At 61.8% G+C, this 15,445-nt stretch carries 14 protein-coding genes and 4 pseudogenes; 8 read left to right on the top strand and 10 right to left on the bottom strand.

All coding sequences use genetic code 11. From position 1 onward, the window contains the following. Window positions 1–517: 517 nt before the first annotated feature. Window positions 518–2,200, bottom strand: coding sequence for a Na+/H+ antiporter (locus HLH35_RS15170; protein ID WP_182979931.1), 1,683 nt, complete (start codon window positions 2,198–2,200; stop codon window positions 518–520). A gap of 261 nt (window positions 2,201–2,461) precedes the next feature. On the opposite strand from HLH35_RS15170, the gene gabT reads away from it, so the two are divergent. Next, complete coding sequence (gabT, locus tag HLH35_RS15165) at window positions 2,462–3,733, top strand: 4-aminobutyrate--2-oxoglutarate transaminase (protein ID WP_182979930.1); 1,272 nt, start codon at window positions 2,462–2,464, stop codon at window positions 3,731–3,733. Between the two features lie 266 nt (window positions 3,734–3,999). On the opposite strand, the gene HLH35_RS15160 is transcribed toward gabT, so the two are convergent. Next, window positions 4,000–5,292, bottom strand: coding sequence for a DEAD/DEAH box helicase (locus tag HLH35_RS15160; protein WP_182979946.1), 1,293 nt, complete (start codon window positions 5,290–5,292; stop codon window positions 4,000–4,002). A 105-nt stretch (window positions 5,293–5,397) separates the two neighbouring features. Between HLH35_RS15160 and HLH35_RS20005 the strand changes: the two are divergent. Next, a pseudogene (locus tag HLH35_RS20005) lies at window positions 5,398–5,582 on the top strand (IS630 family transposase); the annotation flags it as partial. 11 nt (window positions 5,583–5,593) lie between these two features. Here HLH35_RS20005 and HLH35_RS15150 read toward each other — a convergent pair. Together HLH35_RS15150 and HLH35_RS15145 are read right to left on the bottom strand one after the other, a co-directional pair. Then, window positions 5,594–5,779 (bottom strand): annotated as a pseudogene (locus HLH35_RS15150) (IS5/IS1182 family transposase); the annotation flags it as partial. Window positions 5,780–5,840: 61 nt separating this feature from the next. Then, entirely contained in the window at window positions 5,841–6,836 is a 996-nt protein-coding gene (locus HLH35_RS15145; protein WP_182979929.1) for a GlxA family transcriptional regulator, read from the bottom strand. Window positions 6,837–6,956: 120 nt separating this feature from the next. Here HLH35_RS15145 and HLH35_RS15140 point away from each other — a divergent pair, with 120 nt between their 5' ends. From HLH35_RS15140 to HLH35_RS15115, 6 genes and pseudogenes are all read left to right on the top strand, one after another. Beyond that, entirely contained in the window at window positions 6,957–7,676 is a 720-nt protein-coding gene (locus HLH35_RS15140; protein ID WP_220790707.1) for a hypothetical protein, read from the top strand. Between the two features lie 5 nt (window positions 7,677–7,681). Beyond that, window positions 7,682–9,001, top strand: a complete 1,320-nt coding sequence (locus tag HLH35_RS15135; RefSeq protein ID WP_182979928.1) for an MFS transporter — start codon at window positions 7,682–7,684, stop codon at window positions 8,999–9,001. Further along, window positions 8,973–9,728 carry a YqcI/YcgG family protein gene (locus HLH35_RS15130; RefSeq protein ID WP_182979927.1) on the top strand — a complete coding sequence of 252 codons (756 nt, stop codon included), beginning with the start codon at window positions 8,973–8,975 and terminating at the stop codon, window positions 9,726–9,728. Before HLH35_RS15135 ends, HLH35_RS15130 begins: the two co-directional genes overlap by 29 nt. Then, window positions 9,725–10,015: a cupin domain-containing protein gene (locus HLH35_RS15125; RefSeq protein WP_182979926.1), complete on the top strand. Its 291-nt coding sequence runs from the start codon at window positions 9,725–9,727 to the stop codon at window positions 10,013–10,015. Before HLH35_RS15130 ends, HLH35_RS15125 begins: the two co-directional genes overlap by 4 nt. Window positions 10,016–10,224: 209 nt before the next feature. Continuing rightward, window positions 10,225–10,453: pseudogene (locus tag HLH35_RS15120) on the top strand (IS5/IS1182 family transposase); the annotation flags it as partial. Next, window positions 10,454–10,939 (top strand): annotated as a pseudogene (locus HLH35_RS15115) (integrase core domain-containing protein); the annotation flags it as partial. Window positions 10,940–11,246: 307 nt separating this feature from the next. Here HLH35_RS15115 and HLH35_RS15110 read toward each other — a convergent pair. The 6 genes from HLH35_RS15110 to HLH35_RS15085 form a co-directional block, all read right to left on the bottom strand. Continuing rightward, on the bottom strand, window positions 11,247–11,813 hold the full coding sequence (locus tag HLH35_RS15110; protein ID WP_182979925.1) for a redoxin family protein: 567 nt from the start codon (window positions 11,811–11,813) through the stop codon (window positions 11,247–11,249). Further along, window positions 11,810–12,349, bottom strand: coding sequence for a MauE/DoxX family redox-associated membrane protein (locus HLH35_RS15105; RefSeq protein WP_182979924.1), 540 nt, complete (start codon window positions 12,347–12,349; stop codon window positions 11,810–11,812). Before HLH35_RS15105 ends, HLH35_RS15110 begins: the two co-directional genes overlap by 4 nt. Window positions 12,350–12,428: 79 nt before the next feature. Beyond that, window positions 12,429–12,944, bottom strand: coding sequence for a hypothetical protein (locus tag HLH35_RS15100; protein ID WP_182979923.1), 516 nt, complete (start codon window positions 12,942–12,944; stop codon window positions 12,429–12,431). Between the two features lie 38 nt (window positions 12,945–12,982). Beyond that, window positions 12,983–13,543, bottom strand: coding sequence for a methylamine dehydrogenase light chain (locus tag HLH35_RS15095; RefSeq protein WP_182979922.1), 561 nt, complete (start codon window positions 13,541–13,543; stop codon window positions 12,983–12,985). A 48-nt stretch (window positions 13,544–13,591) separates the two neighbouring features. Beyond that, complete coding sequence (locus tag HLH35_RS15090) at window positions 13,592–14,206, bottom strand: thioredoxin domain-containing protein (RefSeq protein WP_182979944.1); 615 nt, start codon at window positions 14,204–14,206, stop codon at window positions 13,592–13,594. Continuing rightward, entirely contained in the window at window positions 14,206–15,381 is a 1,176-nt protein-coding gene (locus HLH35_RS15085; protein WP_182979921.1) for an amine dehydrogenase large subunit, read from the bottom strand. The genes HLH35_RS15090 and HLH35_RS15085 overlap by 1 nt, the downstream gene beginning before the upstream one ends. Window positions 15,382–15,445: the final 64 nt, after the last annotated feature.

Here is a 15,445-nt window from a genome sequence, read left to right as displayed (position 1 = left end):
GCGCGGACAACAGACCCCCAATCCCCGCCAAGAAGAGATACAGAACGCATCTTTCTCTTGAATCATAAGTCGGACACTCAATTCAATCCATTACCTTCGCGCCTATGGGGCCTTGCCCTTGAACCCACCAAAGGGCAGTCGCCCTTTGGAAACCCATTCGTTATCAGATGATTGGGGTGCAGGGCCTGAGAGCCCTGCCGGTTCCTCCCGCAGCAAGACCAGTTTGAGACAAGGGAAAGCCTGCCCGGCACCGTGGGCTGGTGAGTGGGAGCGGCCCGCAGGGCCGCGCCCGGCGTGTGTTTCCGAGCACCGAAGCGGAGCGGCCTTGATGGCCGTGAGCGTCGGACCGCCACCAGCGCGCGGTGACGGGCAGGCTTTTCGGAGAGTGTTTTAAAAGCGTCGCTGCCGAGCAAGAGCGGCCCGCAAGGGCCGCGGCCGGCGTGGGTTTTCGAGCATCGCAGCGAAGCGCAGAAAACGCGCGTCGGATTGCCGGCAGCGGCGCTTTTAAAACACTCTCCTAGTTGACGCGGGGGAGGCTTCTGGCCCGATTCCTGAGCACCTGCTCCTCGTAATCCATCTCCTGCATCAGGAGGGATTCGGTCTCGTCATTGATATACTGGGCGTCTCGCAGGTTGCGCAGTTCGATCCGCGAGGTGCGCAGATTGTTCAGGCGCAGGGCCAGTTCCAGGCGCATGCGGCGGATCGAGGTGATCTGGGCCGCGCTGGCCTCGCCATTGCTGTTGCGGCGGAGCTGGTTCAGCCGGTTTTCATATTCCTGCATCAGCCGGGCGATGATCTCGATGCGCATTTCGCCGGCCTCGTCGCGTGTCTTGGCGCGGGTGGTCATGGTCTGCTGCTCGTCGCGCATCGCGCGCAGCATCGTGCGCACCAGGACCAGCCGCGCCCAGCTGACTTCCCGTGCCTGGGGATCGCCCATTCCGTCCATCAGGCCACTGGTCAGCCACGGCAGCGAGAAGCTGGCCGTCAGCAGCGATACCAGGATCACCCCCACCGACACGGTGACCAGCAGGTCGCGCGCCGGAAAGCCCGCGACCCCCTCTGCCGCCTGCGGCAGGGACAGCACGGCTGCCAGCGTGACCGCGCCGCGCACGCCCGCGACGGTGCTGACCAGCAATCCGCGCCAGCCGGGCCAGCGGAACACGCCATGATCGTGCTGGGCGCGCCAGGCCGCGATGCCGAGGATCAGCGCCAGCCCGGCCGCGCGCAGGATGCACATCGCCACATGGATGGCGACGATCAGCAGCAGCAGCATCCATGGCGAGCGGTCGGCGGCGCGCACCAGCGCCATGCCGTTGGTCGCCAGGGCCGGCAGTTGCAGGCCCAGCAGCAGGAAGATGACGGAATTGAAGATGAAGCCGACCATGTCCCACATCGTGCGGGCCTGGAGGCGGGTCGTGATCTGGGTTTCCTGCAGCACGCCCGTCAGCTTGATGGTCATGCCGCCCGCCACCGCCGCCAGGATGCCCGAGCAGCCGACCGCCTCGGCCGACATGTAGGCGGCGAAGGGCAGCAGCAGCATGAAGGTGATCTGCGTCGGCGGGTCGTCATAGCCTCGGGCGAGCAGGATCTTGTCCAGCCGGGCCGCCGCCAGGCAGACGGCGATGCCGATCGCGATGCCGCCCAGCGACAGCAGGCTGAAGGTAGTCAGCGCACCGCGCAGCGAGAAGGCGCCCGTCATGGCGGCGACGGTGGCGAAGCGGAAGCAGACCAGGCCCGAGGCGTCGTTGAGCAGGGATTCGCCTTCGAGCATATGGACGATGGTGCGCGGCACCGACGTGCCCAGCATGCCGCCCACGGCCACCGCGTCGGTCGGTGACAGGACTGCCGCCAGCGCGAAGCAGACCGGCAACGGCATGGGGGGCAGCATCCAGTGGATGGCGTAGCCGCACAGGATGGTCGTCGCCAGCACCATGGGCCCCGCCAAGGCGAAGATGATGGCGCGCAACTGGCCGAATTCGCGCATCGGCATATGGAACGCGTCGCGGAACAGCAGCGGCGGGATAAACAGCAGCATGAACATGTCGGGGTCGAGCGTGACATGCAGCCCGGCGATCGACCCCAGCACGCCCAGGGCGATCTGCAACAATGGCAAGGGGACCGGAACGGGCATCAGGCGGGCGGCCAGACTGCTGAAGGCCGCGACGAACAACAGGATCAGGCTGAGGATAACGTCATGCATGGGCGGTCTTCGACTCGTTCCCCCGCTTCGGCGCGCGAGGCAGGCACCACCCCCGGTCCGAAGTGCGCGCACCATACACACGCCCCCCCATGCTGACCATCTGAGGCGCTATGACAGGATGGTGACAGAAAGGCACCACCGACGACCGACAAGGCGTCTCCCGCGCCCGGCGCGCGGGCAGTACAAGCGCCGTCGGTATGGCGTCGGTGGCGGCGCCCCTCCCCCGCGATCAGGCCCTTCAGACAACGAGGACAGGCGACCATGTCATCCAGCAATTCCGCCCTTCAGGCGCGGCGCGAGGCGGCTGTGCCGCGCGGCGTCGGCTCGGCCACCACCATCCATGCCGCCCGCGCGGAAAACGCCGAATTGTGGGACGTCGAAGGCAGGCGCTACATCGATTTCGCCGGCGGGATCGCGGTGCTGAATGTGGGACATCGTCACCCGAAGGTGATGGAGGCCGTGCGGCGGCAGCTGGACCTGTTCACCCATACCGCGTTCCAGGTCTCGCCCTATGAATCCTATATCGCGCTGGCCGAGCGGCTGAACGCGCTGGCCCCCTTCCCCGGCCCGGCCAAGACCATCCTGTTCACCACCGGCGCCGAAGCGACCGAGAACGCGGTGAAGATCGCCCGCGCCGCCACCGGGCGCAGCGGCGTGGTGGCCTTTACCGGCGGGTTCCATGGCCGCACGCTGCTGGCCTCGGCCCTGACGGGCAAGGTGCAGCCCTACAAGGCACCGTTCGGGACCATGCCCGGCGGGGTCTATCACCTGCCCTTCCCGGCCGGTGAGATCTCGGTTGCCGACAGTCTGCGCGCGCTCGACCTGCTGTTCGCGGCGGATATCGACCCGGCGCAGGTTGCCGCCATCATCATCGAGCCCGTGCAGGGCGAAGGCGGCTTCCGCCCCGCCCCCACCGAATTGCTGCAAGCCCTGCGCGCGGTCTGCGACACACACGGGATCAAGCTGATTGCCGACGAGGTGCAGACCGGCTTTGCCCGTACCGGCAAGCTGTTCGGCATCGAGCTTTCCGGCGTGGCACCTGACCTGGTGTGCGTTGCCAAGTCGCTGGGTGGCGGCATGCCGCTGTCGGGCGTGATCGGCCGGGCCGAGTTGATGGACGCTGTCGGCCCCGGTGGGCTGGGCGGCACCTATGCCGGTGCGCCGCTGGCGTGTGCCGCCGGGTTGGCGGTGCTGGACGTGATCGTCGAGGAAGGGTTGGTGGAGCGCGCCAACGTGATCGGCGCGCGCATCCGCGACCGGCTGGACTCGCTGCGCGGCAAGCCGGGCCTGGTGCCCTTCAGCGCCGCGCGTGGGCCCGGTGCGATGATCGGCTTCGATATTCTGGAAGCCGACGGCAAGACCCCGCACAAAGGCGGCGCCGGCACCATTTGCGCCCGTGCCGCTGAACGTGGGTTGATCCTGCTGTCTTGCGGTGTGCTGGGCGAGACTGTGCGCATTCTGGTGCCCCTGACCGCGCCTGACAGCGTGATCGAGGAGGGGCTGGCGATTATCGAGCAGGCTCTGGCGGGCTGAATTGTGGGGAGGCTGTTTTGGAAAGGTCCGTCTCTGACGGAATTTTTTGGAACAGCCTCTTTTTTTCCCGGACTATTTGCCGGGAAGGCTTGAATCCAGGGCTCTGCCCTGGCCCCGGCAGGGCCTGAGGCCCTGCACCCCAATCATTTGATAACGAATGGGTTTCCAAAGGGCGGAGTTGGCCAAGGTTCCGTCGGCCGGAACGGCCGATGGAATGCCAACGGAGGGGCTGCCCTTTGGTGGGTTCAAGGGCAGCGCCAGCCTGATCAGGCTGCCCCGGCAGTCGCCTTGGCCGCTGCCCGTGCGGCCTGCTTCTCTTCCTCGGTCCAGACTTTTCGCTCGCGCTTCTCCTGCGGCTTGGCTTCCTTGGGCGGCGCGCCGCCCAGCAGGGGCGGACGCATGGTCGAGTTGCGCGCCGCTTCCGAATGCCACGGGTGATCGTCCTGAACGGTCAGGGTGCGACCGATTTCCCGCTCCACATCCCGCAGCCAGGCGCGTTGCTCGGCATCGCAGAGCGTGATGGCGAAGCCGTTGCGCCCGGCGCGGCCGGTGCGGCCGATGCGGTGGACATAGCTTTCCGGCAGGCTGGGCAGGTCATGATTGAAAACATGCGTGACGGTGTCGACGTCGATGCCGCGTGCCGCGATATCGGTCGCCACCAGGACCTGCGCGGTGCCGGCGCGGAAGGCATCGAGCGCGCGCTCCCGCTGGCCCTGCGACTTGTTGCCATGCAGGGCCTCGGCCGTGATGCCGGCCTCGGTGATGAAGGCGCAGACTTCGTTGGCGATGTTCTTCTGCAAGGTGAAGACCACGGCCTGGCCCATGCCGGGCGTTTGCAACAGTTCCAGCAATGCCGCCTTCTTGTCGGCGGCATCGACGAACATGACCGACTGTTCAATCCGGTCGACGGTGGTTGAGGGCGGCGCGATCTCGACCTTCGCCGGGTCGCGCAGGAGGCTTTCGACCAGTGCTGCGATGGATTTCGGCATCGTTGCCGAAAACAGCACTGTGTGCCGGTCCTTGGGCAGCGTCGCAACGATGCGCTCGATCGGCTTGGCGAAGCCCATATCGAGCATCTGGTCGGCCTCATCCAGCACCAGTGCCTCGAGCTGCGACAGGTCGCACAGGCCCTGGTTGATCAGATCCAGCAAGCGGCCCGGTGCGGCCACGATGATGTCCACGCCTTCCTTGAGCGCGTTGACCTGATGGAACTGACTGACACCGCCGAAGATCGTCGTCACGCTGAAGTTGAGATGGCGACCGAAGCTTTCGAAACCGTCGGCGATCTGCGAGACCAGTTCGCGCGTGGGCGCGAGGACCAGGACGCGGGCACCGCCCTTGGGCGCCGGGCGGGGAGACGCGGCCAGGCGGTGCAGCAGCGGCAGCGCGAAGGAGGCGGTCTTGCCCGTGCCGGTCTGGGCCATGCCCAGCAGGTCGCGGCCTTCCAGCAGCAGCGGGATGGACTGGGCCTGGATCGGGGTGGGGGTGACATACCCTTCCTCGGCCAGTGCGCTCAGCAGGGTCGGTGCCAGAGAGAGGTCGGCAAACGTCATGGACATGGTCAAGCGGCGCCTCCGGCGCTTAAGTCAAGGCTGCGCCTGTTGGGGCTTCGCTGGTTAGGGATGCGGGGTTTTTACGGGTGATGGTGGATTGCGTCAACGCGGGTCTTCATCGACGAAACCGCCGTCTCGACAAAGATGGTCCGTCTACGGGGACGGTCACGTCGCGGCACGCGCTGTCGGATGCCTCTATACCCCAGGGTACTGGAACCACGACGTTCATCGGCGGGTTGCGCCTGTCCGGCATGACGGCGCCGATGATGCTGGACGGCCCAATGACCGGATCGGCCAGGTTGATCTACCAGTCTGATGGCGGTTCATCGTCCGGCTCTTTCGGCGGGCGGCCGCGCCGTCCCCGCTTCGCATCAAAGGCTGCTTTCCTGCGTTCGTATTCGGGCCGGGCGGTCTCGGCCTGCTCGCAGGCTTCCAATTCCAGCCGCGTACGGGCTTCATCCAGCTTTGCCTTCAGTGCCTCCCGGCGGGCCAACCTGCTAGAGTTGCCTCTCCGCGCCTCATAATCATCGCGACAGGCGCTGTCCGACAGGCCGCTAAATCGAAAAGCTTCGGCGGTAATCGGTGGGAGAAATTCCTAGCAACTTAATAAAGGCTCGCCTCATTCGCTCATCGTCGCCGAACCCTGCGCGACGAGCGATCTCGGAAATACTTGCTAAATCACCGTCTTCAAGCATCCGACGGGCGGCCTCCACCCGAAAGGCTTCAACGCTGGCTGCTGGTGTCGAACCGGCAATCATTTTGTAAAAACGAGCAAAAGTTCTAGGAGACATGCCGACCTTCGCCGCCAGAACCTCTACGCTAAGCTTCGATGTCAGATTACTTGCTATCCAGGCATGAAGCGTGGTCAGTCGACAATCGACGTCACAAATCTGCGTATGTAGTAGAGTGCTGAACTGGCTTTGCCCACCGGGACGCTTTAGGAACACAACTAATCTTCGAGCGATCGCGAGCGCTGTTGCTCGTCCGTAATCTTGCTCGACTATCGCGAGGGCGAGATCAATGCCCGCGCTAACACCAGCTGACGTCCATATATTCTCATCTCTTTGGAACAGTGAATCTTCCCGGACATCTATCCGTGGAAAGCGCTGCCGCAGAGAGTCGCATTGGCGCCAATGCGTAACCGCCCTGCGCCCATCCAAAAGCCCAGCCTCAGCTAACAGAAATGCTCCAAGGCACACCGAGGCAACGCGCCGCAAAGATCTTCCCCAGTCACGTATCCGCGCGACCAGTACATCGCTCTTAATAGCTTTCCATACGCCCGGGCCGCCGGGAATCAGAAGAGTATCAATCATAACAGTATCTAAACAATAAAACGGAACTGTGTTCACCGAAAGCGCAACGTCCGTCTCGATTGATCCACCATGCTCAGAAACATATATTAAATTAATATTACCAAATTCTTGTTCGTTTTCTTGGCATACGGCAGCAAATACCTGTGCTGGGCCGGAAACATCAAGAAGGGTAACGCCAGGATACAATAAAATGACGAATGTCTTTTGAATCTCTCGCACGACTTCAATTTCGGCCATTGTCACTTGCCCTTCAACAATTGGCAGAAAACGAGGGAATAATGTCCTTTATGCCGACGCCTGTCACGGAGAATCTATAGTTCTGTGCCTGTTAGGGTGCTTATTCTGAAGGTCCATCCCATGTCGGATATCATCTCTCCAAACCACATCGTACCTACGAACAAGCTCCCGATGGGCTATTCCGCTGCAGCTTTTGCTGATGCGTCCGAGGTTCCAGTCGCCAGACGATCAGAAATGATGGAGGAAATGAACGCAATAATAGCAAAAAACTGGATACTATATGAGCCGCATTGGACTTCATCAAGAACTCCGTTTGAACGGGAATTTGGTATAATCCTTCTATATTTTCATAATAAAATAATCGCATTCTCAGTTTATAAGAGATTTCGCATCGGAGGAATGCTCGCGCTATATAGAAGCGGCAGTGAAGTACTGCCTCAACATCAAGGTCGCGGACTCTATCATTTTCTAACAGCCACCTCTATTGAACTCACTGCAAGCGATCTCCAGCCCGAAGAGAGCGAGATCTTGTACGCTTGGCGCACACGTAACCCGATAATTTGGGCGGCAAATTCTAAGATTTGCTCAAGATTAGTGCCGTCGCTTCATGATGGTGTGGAAGACGGAGAATTGCAGGAGGCCGCTACAGAAATCTGTGGGGCGCTTTACCCCGGACAAATACTGGAAACTCCAGCGATGATCATGAGGGGATGTTATGACCATATCATTCATCGGGGTCAGAAGTCTCGCGGAACGGTTGCGATGATCCAGGACGTCATAGAACGTGAGATCCCGGATCCGAGGGACGCTCTTTTTTCCGTCGGGATCGTGAGGTTATAATTCAAATGAGAATGACATCGGGTATTCGGCTGATTCCGCGTCGATATCTTGAGTGGGGTATCTTGTCATTTGCTTATACCGTTGCTTTCATGCAGCGGTCGTCGCCCCAGACGGTTGATCTATACCTTATAAGGGACTTTCAAACGACAACCAGTGGTGTTGCGACGCTCGCATCAGCATATTTTTGGGGATATGCGCTGTTTCAAATCCCAGCGGGGCTGCTCGTAGATAGATATGGGGTAAGGCGTATCGCTTTGCTAAGTATCGGCGTTTCCTCAATAGGAAGCACCGTTTTTTCAATATCCGATGGCATAGCAACAGCATTCTTCGCAAGGGTAATTGTGGCATCGGGTGATGCTCTAGTATTCACGTCATTGCTGAAGCTGGTTGCATTGCGCTTCCCAGGAAGGAGATTTGGGCTCTTTTCAGGGCTGTCGCAGGTGTCTGGATATATCGGAGGCGCATTGGCGACAACCCCCCTGGCCGTCGCTCTCACTCATATAGGCTGGCGGGGATCATTTGGTCTTATTGCGGCCGTGAGCGCGCTCAATCTCTTGTGCGGCTGGTTTGTATTGCCAGAAATAGCGAAACTACAGAAAAAAAACATAACGCTTCGAAGCGTTATATTTTCTGCCGTTCGCGCACTGAAGAAGAGCGCGAACTGGGGGTGCGCCATGACCTTCGCGTCCCATTTCGCAATCGTTACCACGCTGGCTGGGATATGGGGCCTGCCGATGATCGAAGATTATTTCGGGGTCGATGCATCGAGTGCAGGAATACCTTTACTCGGCTTCATGATCGGCAATGCCGTAGGCTCTGTGCTTCTTGGCCACGCGGCGGACATTTTTCGTAGACCAGATCGGACTTTAATCGTTCTCTGTGTTTTTCGCGCAGTCTTGATAGTATTCCTAACGCCGGCACTCGCACATGGACTCGGCTTCGCCTTCATTACATGTGACTTCGCGACTATCGGGATTCTCGCGGGGGGTACCGTTCCTTTGGTCCTTAAGTGTACCAAGAGGCTCTATACGTCCGAGTTCATTGGCGTTGGAGCCTCCATAAACACAACCACGGCCGGTATCGTAGCTGCTATTGCCCAGCCAGTCATCGGAATCGCGATGACTGCATCGAACGAGGCAGCTATTGATCCGACCTTTTCCCACGCATTGGTAAATGACGCTGGATATCGAAGCTTAATCGAAATTCTCGTGGCGCTTTCAATTCCCGGCGTTCTTGGACCGATGGTAATGGCAAAATCAATGATGACTGATTTGAGATCAGTCAAGGAAGAAATTAATGACACGTCTATACTTAAGCCGTCATGAGGCGGAAAGAAAAATTCGCAACGGAAATTGGGAGAATCTTGTTTTCTCCGAATTCAAGGCACTCATGGAGAGTTCTACCCGAGCATTTCCGTGTGTTTTTGGTATCGCCGGATATCGTCAGGATCAACTTAGGTACCTATTTCTGGAAGATCTCGATGTGAATATACTGGCCAGAGAACTTGGAGATTTTGTCGAAAATGCGAGGACCTTCGGTGCTAATACCTCTTTGGTGGTTTTTACCCGTCCGAGGCCTGTTCGCACGATTGAGGCCTATTATCGGGAATTCTGGCTTGTCCTCGATCAGCTTTCACGTCACGATCGGGCTGAGTGGCCCAGGGGAATTCCTCAGCAGATCGATCATCCTTTGTGGGAGTTTTGCTTCCATGGCGAACCAATATTCGTAGTGTGCAATACGCCTGCGCATGTCATGCGTCAGAGCAGACGATCGACGTCCTTTATGCTTACGTTTCAGCCAAGATGGGTCTTTGATCGAATTTTGGGAACTGACGCGGCTGCCGAGGCGGCTTTTGGAACTGTTCGAGAACGACTAATCCCATATGACGGGGTAGCGCCTTCACCGGCCCTTGGGCGTTATGGTGATCCGGTCGGGCGTGAATTCCAACAGTACTTCCTTCCCGATGATAATATAGCAGCTTTGGAGTGCCCGTTTAAGGAGTTGGCACGAAGCGGTTCTCCTTCCACCCCGAAAAGGATATCTGCGGCATGAAGGACAATGCGCCATTCAGAAACATAATTATTCCAGATGAGATTCTCGAATTACTTCCATCTCAGGGGAGTGTAGAATTACAGCGTGACGTTCCGCATAAGGTGCATGATTTCCATACGCACCCAGTCGATGAAGTTCTTTTTGTTATTCAGGGGGCGCTCGTTTTTACCATTGACGATGAACCTCGAACTGTCGGGCCAGGAGACCGAGTTTTCCTACCAGCGGGAACAAACCATAAATCCGAGGCGCTTGACCAGGGAGCAATATACGTTATCGCGGCCCAATAGACGCACTATATAAAATACAGTCTCTGGAAAATTTTTGGAGTAGAAATCAAGAAACTTCTACTCCAAAAATGTGATGATATATAGTATCAACGCCTGAATGAAACTATTCTAACATGAAGACATATAAATATTATTATTTTCCCCGAGCGTGTGTCCGGAACTGGATCTAGCAGGCTGTCGGGTTGGGGGATCTGCGGTAAGCTTTCAGGATGAGCAGCTTCATCCCGTTTGATCGATCGCGGCCGTATCTTTTGCCGCCGGATCTGAAGTCATGGCTACCTGCGGACGATGTGGCGCATTTCATCGTGGCGATGATGGAGCGGGTGCCGCTGGGGGCATTTTCAGTGCCCATGCGGACTGGCGGCAAGGCCGCAGTATCATCCGCGCCTGATGCTGGCGCTGCTGATTTACGTCTATGTGAACGGCGCCTTCTCATCGATCGGCTACTTTCACATCGATATCGCCGAGGTGCAGACGGCAGAGGGCAATATGGTCGCAGCGGAGTTCCTTCGGCGCCTGATCGAGACCGTTCCCTATAAAATCCATACGATCCTGACCGACAACGGCATCCAGTTCACCAATCGGGCCTGCGACACGTATGCCTTCCACCACATCTTCGATCGGGTCTGTAACGAAAACGATATCGAGCACCGTTTGACGAAGGTGCAGCATCCCTGGACGAATGGTCAGGTCGAGAGGATGAACCGCACGATCAAGGACGCAACCGTCAAGCGCTTCTACTACGAAACGCATGACCAGTTGCGCCAGCACCTCGCAGACTTCGTTGCCGCCTACAATTTCGCCCGCAGACTCAAGACCCTGCGGGGACTCACTCCATACGAATTCATTTGCCAGAAGTGGGAAAAAGAACCATCACGGTTCATACAAAATCCGCACCATCAAACCCCGGGACTAAACACCTAAACTCCGTCAGCGCTAATGGGCAGATTTATGCCCCTATTCTGTAATATACACTAAATGGGCAGCCCGATGAAATGCCTTAAGCTGCTATCCCCTATTATGGCGAGTTGTGGATGACGTTTAAGGCGACGGATTTGGGCATAGAGCCGTTGAAGACCGACGCCGAGGAATGACTGGTCTTGGGATTCGTTGCACCACTTTCCTATATCAGACCGAAATCGAAACGGACTGAACATTTCCTTTCCATTCGACCGGGTTTCCAAAGGGCGACTGCCCTTTGGTGGGTCCAGGGCAAAGCTCTGGCCGCGGTTCATGCCGCCACGGGACGGCCGGGCATGGTGGGCAGCAGGGCTTCGACCTGACGGCGGGTGTTGACCACGTCGCGGGCGAGGATAGAGCCGTTGTCGTCCAGCAGGACCAGGGTGGGGAGGCGGTTGACTTGCAGGACCAGGCCGAGTTCGACGCCGGTGATGAAGGGGATGTTGGTGAGGGCGAGGCGGTCGCGCATCGCTGTGAGTTCGGGGGGGGCGCCGTCGCCGACGAGGACGGGGTCCAGGCCGCGTTCGCGGGCCACTTCGAGGGCGATGGGCAGGACGCGTTTGCAGACGGGGCAATCGGCGCCGACGAAGAGGAGCATGCGGATGGTGCCGGCGGGCAGGCGCTCGCCGATTGGGAAGGGGGTGCCTTCCAGCGTGCGCATGGTGATGCGGGGGATGGGTTGGCCGACATCGAGGCCGCGCTGGGGGTTTTGCTGGCCGATGGGGGCGATGCGTTCGTGCAGGATGCCGATCTGGCGTGCGAGGGCCAGCACCACCAGCACCAGGGCGACGATGGCGGCGAACAGCAGCACCTGCGACACGATCAGGGCAGTCATCATGCGGAATGTTCCTCGGGGGCGGGCGTGGCCGATATCAGGTGCGACAGGGCGAGGGCGAGCGCCAGCAGGCAGGCGCCGGCGGCCAGGGCCTGGTAGCGCAGCAGCAGGGAAGCAGGCTGGCCCGTGAGGGCGGGCAGCAGGGAGGCGGGGGCCAGCAGGGCGCTGCGGGCGACGGCGGCCCAGGACAGGCGGGCGGATGCCATGCCGGGCAGGCAGCCGCAGGAGAGGTTGGTCCGGCCGCGCAGCAGGTTGATGGCCATGGCGAGGGCGAACATTGCAAACAGCAGGGCGGCGCCGAGGCCGGCTGTGAGGGGGGCGAGACCGGCCAGCAGGGTGGCACCCACGGCGGTTTCGGCCCCGGCGAGGGCCCAGGCGGTGGATTCCAGCAGGGCGGCGGGCACGAGCCGGTAGGCGGCCAGTGTGGTGAGGAAGCCGTCGTGATCGCGCAGTTTGGCGAGGCCGGCGGCGAACAGGAGCGTGCCGATGCCGCCGGCCAGCAGCGTGCCGGCGAGAGGGAGGATGGTGGGGCCGGTCATGAATGGGCCCTGTGATGGAAAGAGTCTGTCATCTGCCTCGTCCGTGTCCGGTCTGCCGTCTGCCCTGTTCGGGATGCCATTATTGGCCTTCGCGCGCGGCCTGCGCCACATCATAACCGTGCAGGCCGGCTGCGGCCGGGCAGGCGCGGGTGACGGCGCGCACGATCTGCTCGCGGTAGGTGTGCAGGTCGGCCACACGCAGGGGGTTGGCGCGCAGGGCGGCGATTTCGGCCGTGGTGTAGGGGCGGCTGTTGGCGGGCACGCTGGCGCCGCCGAAGGTGAAGACCACGAAATTCATCATCCGGGCCAGATCCTCTGACGAGAGGTTGGCGAAGGCGACGTTGGGCAGGCGGACGAGATAGTCCCGCCCCTCGGGCGTGCAGAGGAAATAGCCGACCTGGCCTGCGAGGTCGGGCACGACTTCGCGCCCCGAGCGGCCCTGTATGCCATGGCAGCCGCCGCAGCCCATCAGGTAATGGCCCTGCGTCGCCGGGATGACGGGCAGCGCGCCCGCCATGGGGGCGGCGCGGGCCAGCCCCAGCACGGCGAGGGCCGGCAGGATGGTCAGGGAGAGGAGCAGGAATCGCTGACGCATCGCCGTCCGGCGCCACCCGTGGGCGGCGCCCCTGCCCTTCATCCGGCTTGGCCGATGATGGCGGCGGTCGAGCAATGATAGGCGGTCGAGGCCGTGCCGAAGCACCAGATGATGTCGTTGCTGGCCTGGGGGCGGTAGATCGGCATTTCGCGATCGGCCGTGTTGCAGTCGCAGGATTTCGGGGCGGCGCAGATATTGCGGCCGCAGCAGTCGCGATAGGCGATGACGTAGGAGCGGCCATCGTCGGGGTTGCGGCAGGTGCCGATCCAGGAGACGGGCGAGGGTTCGGTGCCCGGCGGGCAGGTGTGGATGCCGCCGCCGCAGCAGCCGCACAGCACGCCGTCGATGGCGCAGTGGCGCCAGTAATTGCATTTGGTCGGGTCGTTGCCCTGCGCCCGGCGTTCGAAATCGGTCAGGGTGGCGGCGGGGTTGGGTGCGGGGGTCGGCGCGGCGTCGGCCCGGCGTACCGGCAGCAGCGGGAAGGCGGGGGCGACCGCCATGGCGGCCCCCATGCGCCCCAGCACGCCGCGCCGCGAGGAGCGGGCCGCCAGCCGGCGCGTGACGGCTTCGCCCAGCGTGTCGAGGAAGGAAACCGGCATTGGCGTGTTACTCCTGAAAGGTCCGGAGGCCGGGGCGAGCCGGCGCGATCATGCCGCGTGGGGCCGCGCGTCCAGATAGGATTGCACCGAGACGTGGCCCGTTTCCCCGGCCACAACGAGGCTTTCGAGATGTTCGCGGTTATTGACCAGGCCCTTGGCCACGATGGTGCCCGATGCATCGAGCAGCAGGGCGAAGGGCAGCTTGTCGATGCCGAGTATGCGCCCGATCTCGGGATCGTTGACGAAGCGTGAGGGTGCCAGCCCGAAGCGGGCGACCAGATCCTGCTGCATGGCGTCGGTATCGTCGCCCAGGCACAGCAGGGCGATGGCCTCACGCCGCACGAAATCCTGCGCGATGGGCAGCATCTTGCGCGAGATGGGGCAGGTGCCGGACACGAACAGCAGCAGCGTGCGCGTGCCCTCGGGCTGGGGGCCGCCCACCGTCAGCATGGTGCCGTCCAGCGCGCGCAGGGGGTGGGCCGGGAGCGTCTGGCCGGGAGCCGGGCCGCCGGACGTCATCAGCGCGCCGACCGGGGCGACCTTGGCAAACAGATGGCGCATGCGGCGGAACAGCAGCCCCAGCACCGGCACCAGCGCCAGCAGCAGCAGCCAGTCCAGCGCCTGGGCCCAGGCCAGGACGGTGATCGAGGCAGCGGAATCCATCACCCGTTATGACCGGGCATGAGGTCCGGCGCCACGATCATCGATTCCGCATGGGCCTCGACCGTGCGGCGGACGGTGCCGGTGCGCGCGTCGAGCACCGTCATGGTGCCGTCCTGCGACGTGGCGTAGAGCAGCGGGGCGGCGTCGCCGCTGACGGCGATGCCGCGCGCGGGCTGCGGCAGGTCGATGCGGCGCAGCAGCGTGTGGTGGGTGGGATCGAGCTCCCACACCTCGATGCCGTCGGTCTTGTGCGTCCAGTGCGGGCCGACATGCATCAGCACGAACAGGTGGCCGCTGGCGCGGTTCCAGGCGAAGGGCTGCTTGCCGCCGGGGCGCCACGCCTGTTCCTGCACGCCGGTGCCGGCGACGGGCTGGCCGGCCGCTGCCTGGATGGACCAGGGGGCGGCGATGTCGGGCGTCTGGCCCAGCGTGACGTTGTAGACCTTGCCGGTATAGGAGATGAACAGGGCGTGGCCGGTCGCGTGGTCGACCAGCCCCTGCTCGAAGATCGGGTCGTTATTGGCGTCGAAGAACGGGGCGCTGTGGGTGACGGTCGGCTTGTCGCCCGTATAGCCCACATTGGTCAGCGACCCGTCGCCGCACAGGCTGGAGAACCCGCCCTGCTTCCAGGGAAAGACCAGGGCGCAGCCGGGGATGTCGACCGTGTGGGCCACTGCGCCCTTCACGAGATCGACGATGGTGACCGAGGTTGCCGGGCTCATGTCGAAGACATAGGCCCATTTGCCGTCGGGGCTGACATCGAAATCCTGGCCCTTGTAGACCGCCAGCGCCCGGGGCGGCAGCGTGATCTCGCGCCGCAGGGCCAGGGTGTGGGCGTCATATTCCTGGATCAGGTCCTGCCGCGTGCCGTGATCGACGCGCGACCAGATCGTGTCGGCGACATAGAAGGTCCGACGGTCGGGCGAGAGCGCGATATTGCCCAGGATGCTGGCCGGCACCGTGCCCAGGATCCTGCCGGCATCGGCATCGTAGATCGTGTAGGATTCGCGATCGGTCGCGGGCAGGACCCAGTGCGCACCGACCGGCGGCAGGGTGGCGACGTCGCTCTGTTCGGCCTGCAGGACCGGCGACGCGGCCAGGGCGTTGCCCGCCGGGACTGCCAGCATGGCGGCCATTGCAGCACGGCATGTGGTCTTCATGTTCCAACCCACCATCGCGGCTTTCCTGCCCCCTGTTGAACGTGGCGTGTCCGGACCGCATGGCCCGGACACGTGCCGC

Source organism: Gluconacetobacter asukensis (assembly GCF_014174375.1).
Taxonomy (GTDB): Bacteria; Pseudomonadota; Alphaproteobacteria; order Acetobacterales; family Acetobacteraceae; genus Gluconacetobacter; species Gluconacetobacter asukensis.
The sequence above is the reverse complement of the archived record's forward strand: the minus strand, read 5'-3'. Positions and strand labels throughout refer to the sequence as shown.

Bases quoted from the DNA above. Each gene is read 5' to 3' on its own strand.
- HLH35_RS15170 (WP_182979931.1), bottom strand. From the start codon at position 2,200: ATGCATGACGTTATCCTCAGCCTGATCCTGTTGTTCGTCGCGGCCTTC.
- gabT (WP_182979930.1), top strand. From the start codon at position 2,462: ATGTCATCCAGCAATTCCGCCCTTCAGGCGCGGCGCGAGGCGGCTGTG.
- HLH35_RS15160 (WP_182979946.1), bottom strand. From the start codon at position 5,292: ATGTCCATGACGTTTGCCGACCTCTCTCTGGCACCGACCCTGCTGAGC.
- HLH35_RS15145 (WP_182979929.1), bottom strand. From the start codon at position 6,836: ATGGCCGAAATTGAAGTCGTGCGAGAGATTCAAAAGACATTCGTCATT.
- HLH35_RS15140 (WP_220790707.1), top strand. From the start codon at position 6,957: ATGTCGGATATCATCTCTCCAAACCACATCGTACCTACGAACAAGCTC.
- HLH35_RS15135 (WP_182979928.1), top strand. From the start codon at position 7,682: ATGAGAATGACATCGGGTATTCGGCTGATTCCGCGTCGATATCTTGAG.
- HLH35_RS15130 (WP_182979927.1), top strand. From the start codon at position 8,973: ATGACACGTCTATACTTAAGCCGTCATGAGGCGGAAAGAAAAATTCGC.
- HLH35_RS15125 (WP_182979926.1), top strand. From the start codon at position 9,725: ATGAAGGACAATGCGCCATTCAGAAACATAATTATTCCAGATGAGATT.
- HLH35_RS15110 (WP_182979925.1), bottom strand. From the start codon at position 11,813: ATGATGACTGCCCTGATCGTGTCGCAGGTGCTGCTGTTCGCCGCCATC.
- HLH35_RS15105 (WP_182979924.1), bottom strand. From the start codon at position 12,349: ATGACCGGCCCCACCATCCTCCCTCTCGCCGGCACGCTGCTGGCCGGC.
- HLH35_RS15100 (WP_182979923.1), bottom strand. From the start codon at position 12,944: ATGCGTCAGCGATTCCTGCTCCTCTCCCTGACCATCCTGCCGGCCCTC.
- HLH35_RS15095 (WP_182979922.1), bottom strand. From the start codon at position 13,543: ATGCCGGTTTCCTTCCTCGACACGCTGGGCGAAGCCGTCACGCGCCGG.
- HLH35_RS15090 (WP_182979944.1), bottom strand. From the start codon at position 14,206: ATGGATTCCGCTGCCTCGATCACCGTCCTGGCCTGGGCCCAGGCGCTG.
- HLH35_RS15085 (WP_182979921.1), bottom strand. From the start codon at position 15,381: ATGGTGGGTTGGAACATGAAGACCACATGCCGTGCTGCAATGGCCGCC.